The sequence below is a fragment of the Bacillus sp. FS02 genome, from assembly GCF_024398395.1.
Taxonomy (GTDB): Bacteria; Bacillota; Bacilli; order Bacillales; family Bacillaceae; genus Bacillus; species Bacillus altitudinis.
In genome coordinates, this window is record NZ_CP074101.1 from 1,872,404 (window position 1) to 1,890,000 (window position 17,597).

Genomic DNA, 17,597 nt, shown 5'->3' on the forward strand with positions numbered 1-17,597 from the left:
AATCCTCTCATCTCCTCTTCATATGAATAGTACAAGCATATGAGAGCATTATGGAAAATAGACCTGCTATCTCCAGTTGTTTAAACGTAAATTTCTCTTTTTCGCTTCTCTCAGATAGAAAAAGTACTTCGCTTGAGCAAGCTTTAATTCGAATAGAATGTCCGGTGAAGGCTCAACGCTGTTTGCGACAAGCTTTTTTTGTCTGTTCCATTCTTCCTTTTGCTTAAAAAGCTGTTGAATTAATATCTCATCGAATTCTTTTCGAATTGATTTTCTGCGAAGAAAACCCATGTACCGTACTTCTCCTTCCTACATCTCACGTCTGCCTTCTAGAGCCTTAGAAAGTGTGACTTCATCCGCATACTCTAAGTCTCCACCTACTGGGAGTCCGTGAGCAATGCGAGAGAGTTTAATTCCTGATGGTTTCAACAATCTAGAGATATACATGGCCGTTGCTTCTCCCTCAATGTTTGGATTGGTTGCAAGAATGACCTCTGTGACTTGATCGTCTTGCAATCTTTTTAATAGGTCAGGAATTTTAATATCCTCTGGCCCAATTCCGTCCATTGGTGAAATAGCACCATGAAGCACATGATATAAGCCGTTGTATTCTTTCATTTTTTCCATTGCGATCACATCTTTTGGATCCTGCACGACACAGATCACAGATTGATCTCTTCTTGTATCTTCACAAATATAGCAAGGATCCTGATCGGTGATATGTCCGCAAACAGAACAATAAGTTAAATTACGCTTTGCATTAACAAGTGCCTTCGCAAAATCCAGCACGACATCTTCTTGCATACTAAGAACAAAAAAAGCCAGACGGACCGCAGTTTTAGGTCCGATTCCTGGCAATTTCATAAAGCTATCAATCAGCTTTGATATTGGTTCAGGATATTGCATCTTCAGTTATTCCTCCTAGAATAAACCTGGCATGTTCATTCCTTTTGTGAATTGACCCATTGTTTCATTCGTTAATTCATCCACTTTTTTCAATGCATCATTTGTTGCTGCAAGTACAAGGTCTTGAAGCATATCGATGTCTTCAGGGTCAACAACTTCTTCATTAATTGCCACATCAACGACTTCTTTTTGTCCATTTACTTTTACAGTGACCATACCGCCACCTGCCGTACCTTCAAGGACTTTTTCTGCAAGCTCTTCTTGAGCCTTAGCCATATCCTTCTGCATTTTTTGCATTTGTTTCATCATTTTTTGCATATTTCCCATTCCACCGCGCATATGAACACCACTCTCTTTCAAATTGTTAATCTTTAATTTCAATTAAATCGGTTCCTACTAACTTCTTTGCTTCTGCAATTAATGGATCTTCTTCAGCAGAAGCTGCCTGACCATCTGCTTGTTCTTCAGGCTGATGATCTCTTAAAAATTCTTCTCTTATTTTACCCCATTGAGCGTCTGGAACGCCAACTAATTCCACTCTTTTTCCTAGCATAGATTCTAGCAGTTGCTCAAGATTGGTTCGAACACCACTTTTATCTTCGGCCACCATCTTACAATGTATTTCAAATTTGAATTTTAAAACAAAGGCATGAGTTGCCGCCGCAACTGGTTCACTATCTGTTAATAGCGCAGCGTGAGATACCTTATTTTGCTGTTTTAATTGGGCAAGAAGCTCTCCCCATTTGCCTTTTATTTTTTCTAGTTCCGGTCGCTTCGCTTCTTTTAAAATCTCATGAATTCGACCGACAGGTGCACGATAGCCATTTTTATTACTCGTTTGAGGTCGAGGTGCTTCCGTTTTTGCTTGAGGACTCTGAGACTGAGTCATTGGAACACCCTCAGCTTTTAGCCTAGATAGCTCCTGTTCCAGCCTGTCTATTTTATTCGTTAACGCTGTTAGGTCGGAATCAGCCGGAGATGATACAGCACCAGCCGTTGACTGACAGAGCTTAACCACAGCTACTTCAAAGAAAATTCTAGGGTGATTTGTCCATTTCATTTCCTGATGGCTTTTATTCAGCACTTCAATCGTTTCATAAAGAAACTGAGGTGCCACACGTTCTGAAAGAGCTACAAACTTATCGTCAACTTTGACTTTTTCAAGGACACCTTCAAGATCCGGTGCTGTTTTATAAAGAAGCATATCTCTAAAGTAGAAGATCATATCCTCTATTAATTTCGCCGCATCTTTCCCCTGTTGAAGCAATTCATTTAACGTATCCAGCGCTATCGCAATATTTTGCTCAAAAATGGCTTCAGCAAGCTGACTAATGAAATGCTGAGATACAGCACCTGTAATGAGAAGTGCATCATCAATTGTGAGCTGTTCACCACTAAATGAGATCGCTTGGTCAAGGAGACTAAGTGCGTCACGCATGCCTCCATCTGCCGCACTAGCAATAATCTCGAGTGAACCCTCTTGTATATTTAGGCTTTCTGCATCTACAATTTTCTCCATTCGTCCAACAATATCTTTTGTCGTGATCCGTTTAAAATCAAATCTCTGACATCTTGATATGATGGTAAGAGGAATTTTATGAGGCTCTGTGGTAGCCAAAATAAAGATACAATGAGCAGGTGGTTCCTCTAGCGTTTTAAGAAGTGCATTAAATGCCCCGATAGAGAGCATATGTACCTCATCTATAATATAAACCTTATATGTAACCGCTGAAGGAGCAAATTTCACTTTATCACGTATATCCCGAATTTCATCTACCCCGTTATTTGAGGCAGCATCTATTTCAATCACGTCTGAAATCGAACCGGTCGTAATCCCTCTACAGGCATCACACTCATTACACGGTTCACTAACAGGTGACTTTTCACAGTTCACTGCTTTCGCAAAAATCTTGGCAGCACTTGTTTTACCTGTTCCTCTAGGACCTGAAAATAAGTAAGCATGAGAAAACTTTTTCTGCAAAAGGGCATTTTGCAACGTTTTTGTGATGTGTTCTTGTCCAACAACATCCTCAAAAACTTGAGGTCTGAACACTCGGTATAAAGCTTGATAACTCACAAATACGCCCTCCTCCATTTATCATCATGTTCATTATACATGATGCAACGATCAATTCAAAAGTACACCTTTATTTTCTAATAAACGAAAAAGAGCATTTCCTTTAAAGACTTATTACTTTTCGTGATTAAAAAACGTGTTTTCCTACTCTCTGAAAATGCCTGCCAGATAAACAAGAACATTCGTTCCCTTTGTGAATTGCTTCAAAAATACCTCACCCGAAAATGGCTTTTTTGCTATTTGTATAAATAAAGCAACCGATATATTCTTTCAATAGCAACAAAAAACTCACCTAGATAAACTAGATGAGTTACATTTAATATTGATTTACCGTGCACCTTCTGTCGATTCGCTACCCCAAGCGTTACTTAAACAGTTAGCTCGGCCCAGGCAACCCTGCGGCACATGAGAGGTTTCACTTAATGCTGCTTCCTTCCGGACCTGACATGGTTCATGAATTCCCATTGCGCAGGACCCAGACGTCAACACCACTTATTTAAGGCAGACCTTGAAGTAAACGAACCTTGAGAAGGGATTCGGCCTCGCTAGAGCGGATTGCGAGTACAGGGCACCGCTACCTCCCCGCTTAGCACGGCAAAATGAATATTAAATTGTTGGTGACGCAGACATAAGTATACCTTCTAAGTGATAAAATTGCAAACGACATCCATTCATTTACTTTTCGCTTGCTTCTTCCGCTGACGGAGGTCTCGAAAGAACTGACTTAACAGCTCACCACACTCATTTTCAAGCACACCGCCAATAACTTCAGACTGATGATTGAACCGCTCATCGTCCAATAAATTCATTAAAGTACCAGCACATCCACCTTTAGGATCATAGGCACCAAAAACGACCTTTTTCACTCTTGAAAGTACAATAGCGCCTGCACACATTGGGCACGGTTCAAGTGTAACATAAAGTACAGCATCTTCTAAACGCCAGCTACCAGTCATTTTACACGCTTCATCAATAGCAAGTAATTCCGCATGAGCAATTGATCGCTGTTCACTTTCCCTTAAATTGTGAGCACGGCTTACAATTTGATCATCAACAACGATGACGGCACCGATTGGAACTTCTCCTATTTGTTTTGCTTTCAAAGCTTCAGAAATAGCTTCTTGCATAAACTGTTCATCTTTCGTCATAGCACGGCTCTCTTTTCATGTTTTTTTAAAGGATATTGAGGTTAACATATTATCACAATCTTTTAAAGGGGGTCTTGATTTGCCAAAACAACAAAAGGCACTACTTATTATTGACATGATCAATAATTTTGATTTCAAAATGGGACATGTGCTCGCTGAAAAAACAGAGCAAATGACCAATAAAATTTTAGCCCTTAAACAACACGCTTTCAAGAAAAATTGGCCAATTATCTATATCAACGACCACTATGGACTCTGGAAGGCTGATATCAAAGCTGTTATGGAAACATGCAAAAACGAAAGAAGTGCCCCTATTTTAGAACAAATGGCACCATCTAAAGATGATTACTTCTTAATTAAACCTAAGCACTCTGCCTTTTACGGAACAGCACTAGAGACACTCCTAAATGAATTAGGTGTGCAAGATCTTATTTTAACTGGAATTGCCGGAAACATCTGTGTCCTGTTCACTGCAAATGACGCTTACATGCGAGAGTACAACCTCACTGTACCTAAAGATTGTATTGCTTCAAATGATGATAGAGACAACGAGTACGCTTTAACGATGATGGAGAACGTTCTTCTTGCCAAAATCACAACAACTAAAGAGATCACGGATGAAAATCAAACATGATTTATCCATCACCCTCATAAATTGTTAGCAATAACAAAGGGGGCGTTGACCATTCAAATTTATGTTGTCAAAAGAGGAGATACGTTAAATGAAATTGCCATGCGTTTTAAAACAACGGTAAATGAAATCATTCGGACCAACGACATCGAAACACCAAATCAACTAGTCGTTGGACAAACAATTGTCATCCCTATTAGAGGTCAATTTTATGAGGTCAAACAAAATGATACACTTTATCAAATTGGAAGAAGATTTCAAATTTCGGTAGAAGAATTGGCACGTGTGAATCGGATACGGCCTGAAGCCATATTGCCTATTCGTTTTTTGCTTTATATTCCACAAAGGCCGAAAAGAAATATTAATTCTAACGCTTATATAGAACCTCGCGGAAACCAAGTCAGCGAAAATTTAAAGCAAGCAGCCAGAGAGGCATCTCCATACTTAACACATCTCGGCGCTTTTAGTTTTCAAGCGCAAAGAGACGGCACACTTCGCGAGCCACCATTAGATCAATTGCCTCAAATTGCCGCTCAAAGCAGAACGGTTTTATCCATGGTAGTCACAAATCTAGAGAATGATAAATTTAGTGATGAACTCGGGCGAATCCTTTTAACAAATCAAGCTGTCAAAACGACATTATTAAATGAAATCGTCCGCGTTGCTCAAAAGTATCAATTAAAAGAAATCCATTTTGACTTTGAATATTTACGCCCTGTTGATAAAGAAGCCTACCTTCAATTTTTAAGAGAAGCAACAACTCGTTTTCATCAACAGGGTTGGACTATTTCTGTGGCACTTGCTCCTAAAACAAGCAGTGAACAGAAAGGAAAGTGGTATGAGGCGCATGACTATGAAGCAATCGGTAAGATCGTTGATCATGTTGTGCTAATGACTTATGAGTGGGGCTACAGCGGCGGGCCTGCACAAGCCGTCTCTCCGATCGGCCCTGTCCGCCAAGTCATTGAATATGCACTGACTGTCATACCTGCCAATAAAATTGTGATGGGGCAGAATTTATATGGTTATGATTGGACGCTTCCTTATGTTCAAGGAGGCCCTATCGCCAAAGCCGTCAGCCCTCAACAAGCGATTGCCATTGCTAGAGAGAATAATGTATCTATTTTATATGACAAAACAGCACAAGCACCTTATTTCCGTTATACAGATGCTAACAACAAAGAACACGAGGTTTGGTTTGAAGATGCAAGATCCATTCAAGCCAAATTTAATCTCATTAAAGAGTTAAACCTAAATGGAATTGCTTACTGGAAATTAGGTCTATCCTTCCCACAAAACTGGTTGTTGTTATCAGATCAATTTAATATTGAAAAAAGAACGACATCGTAATTCATACGCTCTATCTCTCAGAAGGGGTATGGTACAATATACATTGGTTTGACAACTTTATAGATAGAGGAGAACGCCTATGTATCCTGCCCCTTTTATTGCAGTGGAAGGCCCAATTGGAGCCGGAAAAACAACCTTGGCTACAATGCTTTCAAAGGAATTTCAATTTCCTTTAGTAAAAGAAATTGTAGAAGAAAATCCATTCTTAGATAAATTTTATGAAGATATGGAACAATGGAGCTTTCAGCTTGAGATGTTCTTTCTATGCAATCGGTTTAAACAGTTAGAATCTATTGAAGAGAACTATGTCAAAAAACAGCAGCCGATTGTCACTGATTATCATGTCTATAAAAATATGATATTTGCAGAAAGAACCTTATCCAAAAAGCACATGGATAAATACAGAAAGATCTATCACTTGCTGACAGATGATCTTCCTAAACCAAATGCCATGATCTATATAAAAGCCAGCCTTCCCACCTTACTTGATAGAATAAAGATGAGAGGCCGATCTTTTGAAGAAGACATTGATCCAGCTTATTTAAAAACCCTGATTGAAGATTATGAGTTGGCCATCGAGCATTTAAAACAAACTGACCCAGGGCTTCCTATCATTACAATTGAAGGCGATCATACAGACTTCGTTTCCTCACAGCAAGATTACCAGCAAATTGTACAGAACATAAAGGAGCAAGTACTATGAAAAATATTGAAATACCAAAGGATGCTGTCATCACAATTGCAGGGACAGTTGGTGTCGGAAAATCGACCATGACGAAAACAATAGCGGACAAGCTAGGATTTCAAACTTCTCTCGAAAAAGTAGATGATAATCCATACTTAGAGCCTTTTTATTCAGATTTCCAAAGATGGAGCTTTCATTTACAGGTCTATTTCCTAGCTGAACGTTTTAAGGAGCAGAAACGAATCTTCGAGTCTGGTGGAGGTTATGTACAAGATCGGTCCATTTATGAGGACACTGGTATTTTCGCTAAAATGCACGCAGACAAAGGTACCATGTCAGAGGTAGACTATGAAACGTATACGAGTCTATTTGAGGCGATGGTGATGACACCTTACTTCCCTCACCCAGATGTCCTCATTTACTTGCATGGGGATTTAGATCATATATTACACCGTATTGAAGAGCGCGGGAGAGAGATGGAAACTCAAACCGATCGAGCATATTGGGAAGAAATGTACACTCGATATACAGAATGGATTGAACAATTTGATCTGTGCCCTGTGATTAAAATTAATATTGAAGATTATGACTTACTTCATGATGAAAGCTCACTTGATCCTATTCTTCATGAAATTGCTTCTGTTATTCAAAAAAATCGCTCTAACACAAAATAAAAAAAACCGCTGCATTTCTCGAATGCAGCGGTTTGACAATTTCCAATTTTTATGCGTTTCAATTCAACTAAGGTAAAATCAATATGGCGGAGGAAGAGGGATTCGAACCCCCGCGGGCTTTGACACCCCTGTCGGTTTTCAAGACCGATCCCTTCAGCCGGACTTGGGTATTCCTCCGTATCGACAAGAATTAATATATCATATCATCTTATTTTAAGTCAACATCTTTTCGAAAAAAATTTCAACATTTGATTTTGGTATGATGTTTAGCCTATAAAAAGCTAAAATGAACTTTATTTTAGCCTTTTGTCTTCTTTTCAGCGTGATAGAAAACCTTTGCAGTCTAGGAAGGACGAGTACTGGCGCGGAGCGAATTTGGCATTCGTGAGCACCAGCACGCAGGACTGACAAAGAATGCGAGGGTTTGTCTACACGCTGAAGCAGCCGATTATCGGCTGCTCTTCATCTATTACGTATCCTGTCTAATGTCTTCAATAAAATGATTCATCTCTTCTTTAAAATCATTTAATGACTCAATAATCTTTGTAAAGTCTGTCACTTGTTTAGCTTGTTCGTTTGTTGAACTGCTGATTTGTGAGATATTTTCAGATAAAGTGCCAATGCTGTCTTGGATTTCTTTTAAAAATGCATTAATGGTTTCAGCTGCTTCCTTTGATCCATCTGATAACTTACGTACCTCGTCTGCAACAACAGCAAAGCCTTTTCCATTTTCACCTGCTCTTGCCGCTTCAATTGCAGCATTGAGTCCTAACAGGTTTGTTTGTCTCGCAATACCGCCAATGGTTTTGACGACTTCTTCAATGTTTGCGGATTTCTCTTCTGCTCTTCCGGCCTGCTCACTAATTTCTAAGCTTGTCGCAGCCAGTTCTTGAGAATGAGCAGCAATTTGCTCAATTCCACCTTGTAACTCTTTCGCTACTTTATTGATATGTTCCATATAGCCGCTTAATTTCTTCTCACGATGATGTGAAAAAGCCACTAAAAAAGAGCCAATCACTTTTCTATCTTCATCAAAAATCGGATAACCTTTTACAGCAATTTCATAACCATATAAAGACTCTGGCAAATGCCCATCATATTCTTGTCCTCTTAATGTCGTCGCCACGTTTTGGTCCTCTGGGTTTAAAGCGTCCCCTACTTTAATGCCAAAATCTACTGTGGTCGATGGATAATAGCAAAGTACCTTTTCTGTATCAGTGATGCCGAAAAGAACACTTTCATCTAGAACTTTTCTGAGTAATTGAGCCATTTCAACATAATAGTCAAGCCTATTCAAGGTTATTCCTTCTTTCCTAGATGCTTTTAGTTCTTTTATCGGCTTATTTTAGAAAAGCTGTAGAAGTTTAGGTAAAAAGAATAAGATGCCATGACGGCATCTTATTTTATCACTTCTTTATTTCCCATATAAGGACGTAACACCTCAGGAATGATCACTGTTCCATCTTCTTGTTGATAGTTTTCTAAAATGGCTGCAACAGTTCTTCCTACTGCTAAACCAGATCCATTTAATGTGTGGACGTGTTCTGGCTTTGCTTTAGGCTCAGGGCGGAAACGAATGTTTGCTCGTCTCGCTTGGAACGCTTCAAAGTTACTGCAAGAAGAAATTTCACGATACGTATTTTGGCTTGGAATCCATACTTCGATATCGTATTTCTTCGCAGCCGTAAAGCCTAAATCTCCTGTACACATGCTCATGACACGGTATGGCAGGTTCAATAATTGAAGAACTTTTTCTGCTTGGTTTGTTAGTTTTTCTAATTCTTCATAAGAATCTTCTGGTCTGACAAATTTCACAAGCTCTACTTTGTTAAATTGGTGCTGACGGATGAGTCCGCGCGTATCTCTGCCAGCAGAACCAGCTTCTGATCTAAAGCAAGCACTAAATGCTGCATAATTGATTGGCAGCTGCTCTCCTTCAAGAATTTCGTCACGGTGCATGTTCGTAATTGGCACTTCAGCCGTTGGAATGAGGAAATAATCTTCTTCTCGAATTTTAAAAGCATCCTCTTCAAACTTTGGAAGCTGTCCAGTTCCTGTCATGCTTGCTCTGTTGACCATATAAGGTGGTAGTACTTCAGTAAAACCAAATTCATCTACGTGTAAATCTAGCATAAAGTTATAAAGTGCACGCTCTAACCGTGCGCCTAGCCCTTTATAAAAAACGAAACGGCTTCCTGTCACTTTTCCTGCACGTTCAAAATCCAAAATTTTCAGCTCATCAGCTACATCCCAATGCGGCTTTGGTTCAAATGAGAAGGCTGGCTGTTCGCCCCATTTTCTCACTTCAATGTTGTCATCTTCTGTTTCACCGACTGGTACAGAATCATGAGGGATGTTTGGAATTGAGAACAGGATGGTTTGCAGGCTTTCCTCTACTGTTCTTAATTCATCATCCAACTTCTTAATCTCATCGCCTACCTCACGCATTTCTTGAATAATGTGATCGGCGTCTTTCTTTTCTCTTTTTAGAACAGCCACTTGCTGTGATACTTCATTTCTTCGGCTCTTTAATACTTCTGTTTTGCCGATTAATTCTCTTCTTTTTTGATCCAGCTCACCAAACTTATCAAAATCCGCTAAATCTTCGCCTCGATGGGCTAATTTTTCTTTGATTTGATCAAAATCCGTGCGCAGTTGTTTAATATCCAGCATGTGTAACACTCCTTTTTTATCGAAAAATAAAAAGAGCCCTCATCCCTGAAAGGGACGAGAGCTCTCGCGTTGCCACCCTGATTGAAAACACGCCAAAAGCATGCTTTCCTCTTTCCTCTGTAACGGCATCACCGTAAATGCTTACTTCGTGTTTCAGCATTTCGCTCAAGGATGGATTCAGAATGCATCTTTCACCGATTCTCACCAACCATCGGCTCTCTGAGAAAGAGGGGCTTCTTACTATTTCCCGTCAACGCTTTTTCGATCTTTGATTGTGATTTTAATGTACTATAAGTTTTATCTCTTTTCAACCGTTTTATACAGCAAGCTTCGTTTTATAGGACTCCACCATCTCAACAAACAGCTGTGTTAACCTATGGTCGTCTGTCAGCTCTGGATGAAAAGAACAACCTAAGATATTGTTTTCTTTCGCCATCACAATCCTGCCGTCATACTCAGCCATGACCTCTACGCTCTCATCTGCGCTGATGATATGAGGCGCACGGATGAACACTCCTGTAAACGGCGCATCCAGTCCTTTCACTTCTACATCTGCTTCAAAGCTGTCTACCTGTCTGCCAAACGAATTACGTGCAACAGATACATTTAACAGGCCAAGATGAGCATCTTCTCGATCTTCTATATGCTTTGCCAGCATAATCAAACCGGCACAAGTCCCAAATATCGGTTTACCTTGAGCAGCGAACGCTTTAATCGGTTCAATGAATTGGTACGTATCCATGAGTCTTCTCATCGTCGTACTTTCACCACCAGGAATAATCAGACCGTCAATCGTTTCTAACTCCTCTACCCGCTTGATGATCTTTCCCGCTGCGCCACAAGCTTCAATCGATTGAATATGCTCTCTCACCGCTCCTTGAAGCCCTAGTACACCAATTGTTAGCATGTTCGTCGCGCTCCCTTAATTACCAGCCACGCTCTTGCATACGCTCTTCTGGCAATAGATTTGAAATTTCAATTCCTTTCATCGCTGTTCCAAGCTCTTTAGAAAGCTCTGCAATCAGACGGTAATCTGTGAAATGAGTCGTTGCTTCTACAATCGCTTTTGCAAACTTAGCTGGATTGTCTGATTTGAAGATACCAGAGCCGACAAATACACCATCTGCTCCGAGCTGCATCATTAATGCTGCATCTGCTGGTGTCGCAACACCTCCAGCAGCAAAGTTTACAACCGGTAATTTGCCTTCTTTTTTAATTTGAAGCAATAATTCATAAGGTGCGCCTAAATTTTTGGCTTCTGTCATCAATTCATCTTCACTCATTGCCGCCACTTTACGAATTTGAGCATTGACCTTTCTCATATGACGAACAGCTTCTACAATATTTCCTGTACCAGGCTCACCTTTTGTACGCAACATAGATGCACCTTCTGCAATACGACGAGTCGCTTCACCTAGATCACGGCAGCCACATACGAAAGGAACCGTGTATTCATTTTTATTTAAATGGAATTCCTCATCTGCGGGCGTCAGCACTTCACTCTCATCAATATAATCAACACCAAGTGCTTCAAGAACACGAGCTTCCACGATGTGGCCGATACGTGCTTTTGCCATGACTGGAATCGTTACTGCATTTTGTACTTCTTCTACGATTCTTGGATCTGCCATACGGGCAACACCGCCTGCTGCACGGATATCAGCTGGAACTCGTTCTAGTGCCATTACTGCCACTGCGCCTGCTTCTTCTGCGATTTTTGCCTGCTCAGCATTGACGACATCCATAATGACGCCACCTTTTTGCATTTCTGCCATTCCACGTTTAACTCGTTCAGTTCCCTTATTGCTCACAATTGTTTCCTCCCATTTGTCTATTCGATTGATTCAACACCTTTATCATACAAGCGATAGAGTATAACAATAAAGAGAATAGTATAACAATTCAATCAGCTCACAAAAAAGAAGAAACCCTTATATATCAAGGTTTCATAGTTAAAAAGGCATCATTCCCTCTTTTAAGTGTTATTAACATGTTATAATGCATCTATAACAATTCGAAAACATCTATAACAATTCCACACCCATTGGAGGATTTTCATGCATATTGATATCCATCGACATTCAGATACATCTCTTTCGAATCAGATTTACTTTTCCATCGTTGATCACATTCAATCAGGTCTGCTTCAGCAAGGCGATAAGCTGCCGACTGTACGTGATCTAGCGAAACAGCTGAATGTAAGTCTTGTCACAGCAGCAAAAGCCTATACACGGCTTAAGGACGACGGATTTTTAACGACTGTACAAGGAAAAGGTACGTTTGTGAATGAGCAGCATGAGCACACTGACATCCCGGTTCAGTCATCTACTTCTTTCGATTGGCAGTTATCGATCCCTGATTATTTACCAAGGTCTCAATTTGCTCAGTATCACTATGTCGAAGAAGCCATTAATCTTTCTTCCTCTATGATTGATCCTGGTCTTTTACCTAACCGGTATTTAGAAAAAGAAATGCAGCATGTCCTAGCCCGGCATCCTCAAATCATGTCAAAATACGGAGAAATACAAGGTGACCTTCAGCTTCGTCAGGTCATTCAATCATTTCTAGAAAAATTAGATGTCCCTTCTACTCCTGAAAATATCCTTGTCACTAGCGGTTCTCAGCAAGGGCTTGATTTAGTAGCACGTACATTTATCGGGCCGGATGATGTAGTTGTCATGGAGGCGCCCACCTATCCAGGCGCAATTGATGTCTTTATGGGGAGAGGGGCACGAATTATTACGGTTCCTGTCGATCATGAAGGAATGAACATGAAACAGCTTCAAAGCATTTGTGATAAATATAAACCAAAGCTCATCTATACCATTCCTACTTTTCACAGTCCTACAGGCGCCAGTATGTCGTTGAAACGAAGAAAACAGCTGCTTTTACTGGCACAAAGCATTGATTGTCTCATTGTAGAAGATGATCCTTATCGTGAGCTTTATTTTGAAAAGAAACCGCCGGCACCTATTAAAAGCCTGGATCACGATGGACACGTCATTTATTTACGAGGATTAAGCAAGACACTGGCTCCAGGATGCAGAATTGGAATTATTACTGCGTCAGGCTCTATATTTAACCGTTTATTAGCAGCAAAGGCCAATAATGATTTAGGGAGCCCACTTCTCACCCAAAAGGCTATTTTACCGTTTCTCACATCCAAGAAAATGATCGATCATACGAAAAAATTAAGAACTGCCTTGAAGGTGAGACGCGATTTGATGATGGATGTGTTGACAAAGCATGCGCCAAAGGACGTCACGTGGCAAATCCCACAGGGCGGGCTCAATTTGTGGCTTAGCTTTCCTTCCTGGGTCGATACACGTGCCCTATTACATGAGGCACGGAAGCAGCAAATCACCTTCCTGCCTGGCTCTGTCTGCTATCCTGGGGAGCCGAAGCAGAATTATATACGTCTCAGTTTTTCTTATGTGAACGAAAAGGCACTGACAGAAGGTATGGAAAAGTTATGTGGTATTTTTCAGCAGGCCTTGTCTACACCTCAAAACCACAAACAATCTCTTTTCTTTTAACGATAAAAAAACTGCTCTCACATATAGAGAGCAGTTTTTTATTAGAACCAACCTTTTACTGTGTCAACGATTCCGCCCCAAATGCCAGCGAAGAATCCACCTACACCACGCATTGCAAGGATGAACCAGTTTGCTTTTTCATCACCTGTTTTCGTCACAAGCTCAACACCTGATTGGTCTTTACTCAAATAGCCGTAGTCCTTCTCATCACCAGAATAAGAAGTCGTCAACATGCCAACCTTTGTTCCTTTTTTAATAGGAGCTTCTAGGTTCTTTTTATCAATATTTACTTTCGCTTTATAGCTCTTCTCGTCACCATTTTTAACCGGTACAGAGAAAGCTTCTTTCGTCACGACGGGTACTTCTTTATCTTTCCCTTTATCGACTTCGATGTTTTCATGTCCCTTGATTTGTTGGCCTTTTTTGTACATTTCTTTCATCGTAAAGTTTTTAAAGGCATAATCGAACAATTTTTTCGCCACATCAAAACGAGCTGTATGAAGATTCCCTTTAGCATTCAGGACAACTGCGATCACACGCATGTCACCACGTTTTGCTGTACCTGTGAAGCTAGAACCAGCTGAATCAGTAGAGCCCGTTTTCAGACCGTCTACGCCTTCATATTCTTTCACAAGTCCTTTAAGCATAAAGTTCCAGTTTGGCATGTCCATTTCGTCATCTGTGCCTTCTCTGAACTTTGTTTTCGCGATGCTTGCTGTTTCAAGAATTTCTGGATGATCTTTGATGAGATGCTGTGCAAGCAAAGCCATATCCTTTGCGGAAACTTCGCTTTCTTCATCAGGTCCCGTACCTTTTGGCTGTTTGCCATGTAAGTCTTTATTTTCTAATCCAGTTGCATTCACGAATTTGTAATTGGTTAAGCCAAGTTCTTTTGCTTTTGCATTCATTTTTTCAACAAACTTTGATTCTGATCCAGCGATTACCTCTGCTAGACCAATTGCTGCTGCATTTGCTGAATAAATAGCCGTTGCTTGATAAAGTTCTTTGACAGTATACGAACCATCTTTTCTCAATGGAACATTGGATAAACTGCGGTCCTGAGAAATTTCGTACACGTAATCATCTGGCGTATATGTTTGATCCCATTTCACTTTGCCTTCAGCAATTGCCTCTAGTAATAGATACTCTGTCATCATCTTTGCCATACTTGCAATAGGCAGTCTTTGTTCTGCGTTTTTACTATAAAGAATTTTACCTGTAGAAGCTTCAATAAGGATGGCTGCTTTCGCATTCACATTGAATGGATCTTCAGCTGCTTTTGCTTTGGACATTGGGGTAAATGCAGTAACAATCAATGCCAATGCAAGGATAGAGACCATAAGCTGTTTCAACATCTTGCTGTTCAATCGTCATACCTCCGTATTCATCTTTTTTCGACGTTTTTCATATATATTTAATCCACAAGGGCTTATTTCGACACAACAGTATAAATTTTATCACAATAAAGACAAAAAAAATAGACAGAGTCATAGACCCTGTCAAATGTAATTTGATTGTCACAATTTATCAAGAAATTGTGTAGTTTGGTGATTCTTTTGTAATTTGTACATCATGTGGATGGCTCTCACGAAGACCTGCACCTGTCATGCGAATGAATTGTGCTTCTTCTCTAAGAGTACGTAAGTCCTGTGTTCCACAATAGCCCATACCAGAGCGAATACCGCCAACAAGTTGGTAAACAGTGTCAACAACTGGTCCTTTATACGGTGTACGTCCTTCGATACCTTCTGGAACGAATTTTTTGTTATCTTCTTGGAAGTAACGATCTTTACTTCCTTTTTCCATTGCAGCAACAGAACCCATACCACGATATACTTTGAAACGTCTGCCTTGGAAAATTTCTGTTTCTCCTGGGCTTTCAGATGTACCAGCAAGAAGGCTTCCCAGCATAACAGCATGTCCACCAGAAGCTAATGCTTTCACGATATCACCTGAATATTTAATTCCACCATCTGCAATAATAGATTTACCATGCTTTCTTGCTTCTGTTGCACAGTCATAAATCGCTGTGATTTGTGGTACACCGACCCCTGCAACAACACGTGTTGTACAAATCGATCCTGGTCCAATACCCACTTTTACAATATCTGCTCCAGCTTCAAACAATGCTTTTGTTGCTTCAGCTGTTGCAACGTTACCAGCAATGATGTTAAGAGAAGGATACGTTTCACGGATTTTCGATACAGTGTCTAGAACACCTTGAGAATGACCGTGTGCTGTATCAATGACGATCACATCAACATTGGCTTCTACTAATTTTTTCACACGAGTCATTGTATCGCCAGTGACACCTACAGCGGCACCAACAATTAAACGGCCATGTGCATCTTTAGAGGAGTTAGGGAATTCAATCACTTTTTCAATATCTTTGATGGTGATGAGACCTTTTAATGTTCCTTCGTCATCTAAAAGAGGTAATTTTTCAATTTTATATTGCTGAAGGATTTTTTCAGCTTCTTCTAATGTTGTTCCAACAGAAGCTGTCACAAGTTCCTCTTTTGTCATCACGTCGCTAATCTTCATTGAATAATCCGAAATAAAACGAAGGTCACGGTTCGTAATAATCCCAACAAGCTTTTGATCTTGTTCGTTATTAACAATCGGTACACCAGAAATACGATATTTACCCATTAAATGTTCTGCATCGAATACTTGATGATCCGGTGTTAAGAAAAATGGATTTGTAATAACACCACGCTCTGAACGTTTTACTTTGTCCACTTGTTCAGCTTGCTGCTCAATAGACATGTTCTTATGGATGATTCCAAGACCACCTTGACGTGCCATTGCAATCGCCATTTGTGATTCCGTCACAGTATCCATTCCTGCACTAATAATTGGAATGTTCAGCTTTAAAGTGCTTGTTAACTCAACTGATAAATTGACATCACGCGGAAGCACCTCAGACTTTGCTGGAACAAGCAACACATCGTCAAACGTCAAACCTTCTTTTGAAAATTTACTTTCCCACATTAGTAAATCCCCCTCTTTTCGGCAAAATATTATATGTAGATTATCAACTAGGAAACAGCATGTCAAGGAAGCAACAAACAGTTGCAATTTTTAGAAAATATAAAGAGAGTTGAGGAAGAAGATGAAAAGTTCAGGATGGAAGGATTTAAAACGTTTTTACTCACTTGAAACTTCCCAAAAGTTTCTATTTCAACAGTACGAGAAACGGAACATTCAGGATGCAAATCAACAAGCCTATAAAAACTGTGAACGATTTATTTACTTTTTAAAGCATGGCCATACATTTTATGACCAAGCCGCATCAGCTCCACTTGAACTAAAACCGATTTTATTATTTTATGGAATGGCACAGCTGTTAAAGGCATGTTTACTGACAGTAGATCCCGACTATCCATCTCAAACCTCTGTCTTAGCTCACGGCGTCACCTCAAGAAAAAGAAAGAAGCAACATTATCGTTTTAGTGAGGATGAAGTAAAGATTCAGCGAAACGGATTATGTATGCATGTATTAAAGCACTTATTTCATTTAAATGGTCTTGAAGATGAGCGATTTACGATGATCAATCTCCTTTCAAAAATACCTGAAATGGGTCACATTCTGGAGTTTCAAAAACAACCCTCTACTTTAGTGAAAGTAGAACAAGCAAATGGCATGTTGATTCAAGATCATATTCCCTTGCTCTATAACATGTCTGCCGAACGTTTTATTGAATATTTTGAGTTCCATACAACTTGGAAGCTTAAGCAACGAGAAGCTAAAAAACTAACATTTGATGTATTTTCAGAAGAAAACCCTGCTCTTGCTACTCACCTTCATTATGATTTAGAAATGAATCAATGGTTCATTCCATCAACACGAGATGCCTTTTTAGGGATTCCTGAGATCATCAGCCATTACTTGTTAATGTATAACCTCAGTATGA

The 17,597-nt window shown here is 39.9% G+C and carries 16 protein-coding genes, 1 tRNA gene, 1 other RNA gene, 1 pseudogene and 1 other annotated feature (1 of these 20 cut by a window edge); of the genes and pseudogenes, 6 read left to right on the forward strand and 13 right to left on the reverse strand.

The features are described from left to right. Positions 1 to 66: 66 nt before the first annotated feature. The 6 genes from KFQ09_RS09535 to tadA form a co-directional block, all read right to left on the reverse strand. Positions 67 to 291: a YaaL family protein gene (locus KFQ09_RS09535; protein WP_008342008.1), complete on the reverse strand. Its 225-nt coding sequence runs from the start codon at positions 289 to 291 to the stop codon at positions 67 to 69. 18 nt (positions 292 to 309) lie between these two features. Further along, positions 310 to 906, reverse strand: a complete 597-nt coding sequence (recR, locus tag KFQ09_RS09540; protein WP_003218094.1) for a recombination protein RecR — start codon at positions 904 to 906, stop codon at positions 310 to 312. A 15-nt stretch (positions 907 to 921) separates the two neighbouring features. Beyond that, positions 922 to 1,245, reverse strand: coding sequence for a YbaB/EbfC family nucleoid-associated protein (locus KFQ09_RS09545; RefSeq protein WP_008342011.1), 324 nt, complete (start codon positions 1,243 to 1,245; stop codon positions 922 to 924). A gap of 25 nt (positions 1,246 to 1,270) precedes the next feature. Then, a complete protein-coding gene (gene dnaX / locus KFQ09_RS09550; RefSeq protein ID WP_008342013.1) occupies positions 1,271 to 2,983 on the reverse strand; it encodes a DNA polymerase III subunit gamma/tau in 1,713 nt (570 codons plus the stop codon). A gap of 330 nt (positions 2,984 to 3,313) precedes the next feature. Beyond that, positions 3,314 to 3,578: signal recognition particle sRNA large type (ffs, locus tag KFQ09_RS09555), an RNA gene on the reverse strand. 76 nt (positions 3,579 to 3,654) lie between these two features. Further along, positions 3,655 to 4,131: a tRNA adenosine(34) deaminase TadA gene (tadA, locus tag KFQ09_RS09560; RefSeq protein ID WP_008342015.1), complete on the reverse strand. Its 477-nt coding sequence runs from the start codon at positions 4,129 to 4,131 to the stop codon at positions 3,655 to 3,657. A gap of 79 nt (positions 4,132 to 4,210) precedes the next feature. Here tadA and KFQ09_RS09565 point away from each other — a divergent pair, with 79 nt between their 5' ends. The 4 genes from KFQ09_RS09565 (at position 4,211) to KFQ09_RS09580 (ending at position 7,471) form a co-directional block, all read left to right on the forward strand. After that, positions 4,211 to 4,765: a cysteine hydrolase family protein gene (locus KFQ09_RS09565; RefSeq protein ID WP_074041758.1), complete on the forward strand. Its 555-nt coding sequence runs from the start codon at positions 4,211 to 4,213 to the stop codon at positions 4,763 to 4,765. Positions 4,766 to 4,864: 99 nt separating this feature from the next. Further along, positions 4,865 to 6,112, forward strand: a complete 1,248-nt coding sequence (locus KFQ09_RS09570; RefSeq protein WP_234915730.1) for a glycoside hydrolase family 18 protein — start codon at positions 4,865 to 4,867, stop codon at positions 6,110 to 6,112. Between the two features lie 79 nt (positions 6,113 to 6,191). After that, entirely contained in the window at positions 6,192 to 6,815 is a 624-nt protein-coding gene (locus KFQ09_RS09575; RefSeq protein ID WP_017366700.1) for a deoxynucleoside kinase, read from the forward strand. Beyond that, positions 6,812 to 7,471, forward strand: coding sequence for a deoxynucleoside kinase (locus KFQ09_RS09580; RefSeq protein WP_024719578.1), 660 nt, complete (start codon positions 6,812 to 6,814; stop codon positions 7,469 to 7,471). The genes KFQ09_RS09575 and KFQ09_RS09580 overlap by 4 nt, the downstream gene beginning before the upstream one ends. Before the next feature lie 84 nt (positions 7,472 to 7,555). Here KFQ09_RS09580 and KFQ09_RS09585 read toward each other — a convergent pair. From KFQ09_RS09585 to pdxS, 5 genes and pseudogenes are all read right to left on the reverse strand, one after another. Continuing rightward, positions 7,556 to 7,648 (reverse strand) — tRNA-Ser (locus KFQ09_RS09585). Positions 7,649 to 7,940: 292 nt separating this feature from the next. Continuing rightward, a pseudogene (locus tag KFQ09_RS19535) lies at positions 7,941 to 8,273 on the reverse strand (methyl-accepting chemotaxis protein); the annotation flags it as partial. A gap of 596 nt (positions 8,274 to 8,869) precedes the next feature. Then, on the reverse strand, positions 8,870 to 10,144 hold the full coding sequence (serS, locus tag KFQ09_RS09595; RefSeq protein ID WP_008342028.1) for a serine--tRNA ligase: 1,275 nt from the start codon (positions 10,142 to 10,144) through the stop codon (positions 8,870 to 8,872). Positions 10,145 to 10,191: 47 nt separating this feature from the next. Next, positions 10,192 to 10,407, reverse strand: a binding site (T-box leader). Between the two features lie 53 nt (positions 10,408 to 10,460). Then, on the reverse strand, positions 10,461 to 11,051 hold the full coding sequence (pdxT, locus tag KFQ09_RS09600) for a pyridoxal 5'-phosphate synthase glutaminase subunit PdxT (RefSeq protein WP_017359015.1): 591 nt from the start codon (positions 11,049 to 11,051) through the stop codon (positions 10,461 to 10,463). Positions 11,052 to 11,070: 19 nt separating this feature from the next. Then, entirely contained in the window at positions 11,071 to 11,955 is an 885-nt protein-coding gene (pdxS, locus tag KFQ09_RS09605; RefSeq protein ID WP_008342033.1) for a pyridoxal 5'-phosphate synthase lyase subunit PdxS, read from the reverse strand. Positions 11,956 to 12,201: 246 nt separating this feature from the next. Here pdxS and KFQ09_RS09610 point away from each other — a divergent pair, with 246 nt between their 5' ends. Then, a complete protein-coding gene (locus KFQ09_RS09610) occupies positions 12,202 to 13,680 on the forward strand; it encodes a MocR-like pyridoxine biosynthesis transcription factor PdxR (RefSeq protein WP_079919086.1) in 1,479 nt (492 codons plus the stop codon). 41 nt (positions 13,681 to 13,721) lie between these two features. On the opposite strand, the gene KFQ09_RS09615 is transcribed toward KFQ09_RS09610, so the two are convergent. Beyond that, positions 13,722 to 15,047, reverse strand: a complete 1,326-nt coding sequence (locus tag KFQ09_RS09615) for a D-alanyl-D-alanine carboxypeptidase family protein (RefSeq protein ID WP_008342036.1) — start codon at positions 15,045 to 15,047, stop codon at positions 13,722 to 13,724. A gap of 160 nt (positions 15,048 to 15,207) precedes the next feature. After that, on the reverse strand, positions 15,208 to 16,674 hold the full coding sequence (gene guaB, locus KFQ09_RS09620; RefSeq protein ID WP_008342039.1) for an IMP dehydrogenase: 1,467 nt from the start codon (positions 16,672 to 16,674) through the stop codon (positions 15,208 to 15,210). Positions 16,675 to 16,795: 121 nt separating this feature from the next. On the opposite strand from guaB, the gene KFQ09_RS09625 reads away from it, so the two are divergent. After that, a protein-coding gene (locus KFQ09_RS09625; RefSeq protein WP_046342789.1) for a YaaC family protein crosses the window boundary here: on the forward strand, positions 16,796 to 17,597 show its 5' portion. It continues 167 nt past the right edge of the window; the window shows 802 of its 969 coding nt (coding positions 1–802); the start codon lies at positions 16,796 to 16,798; the stop codon falls past the right edge of the window.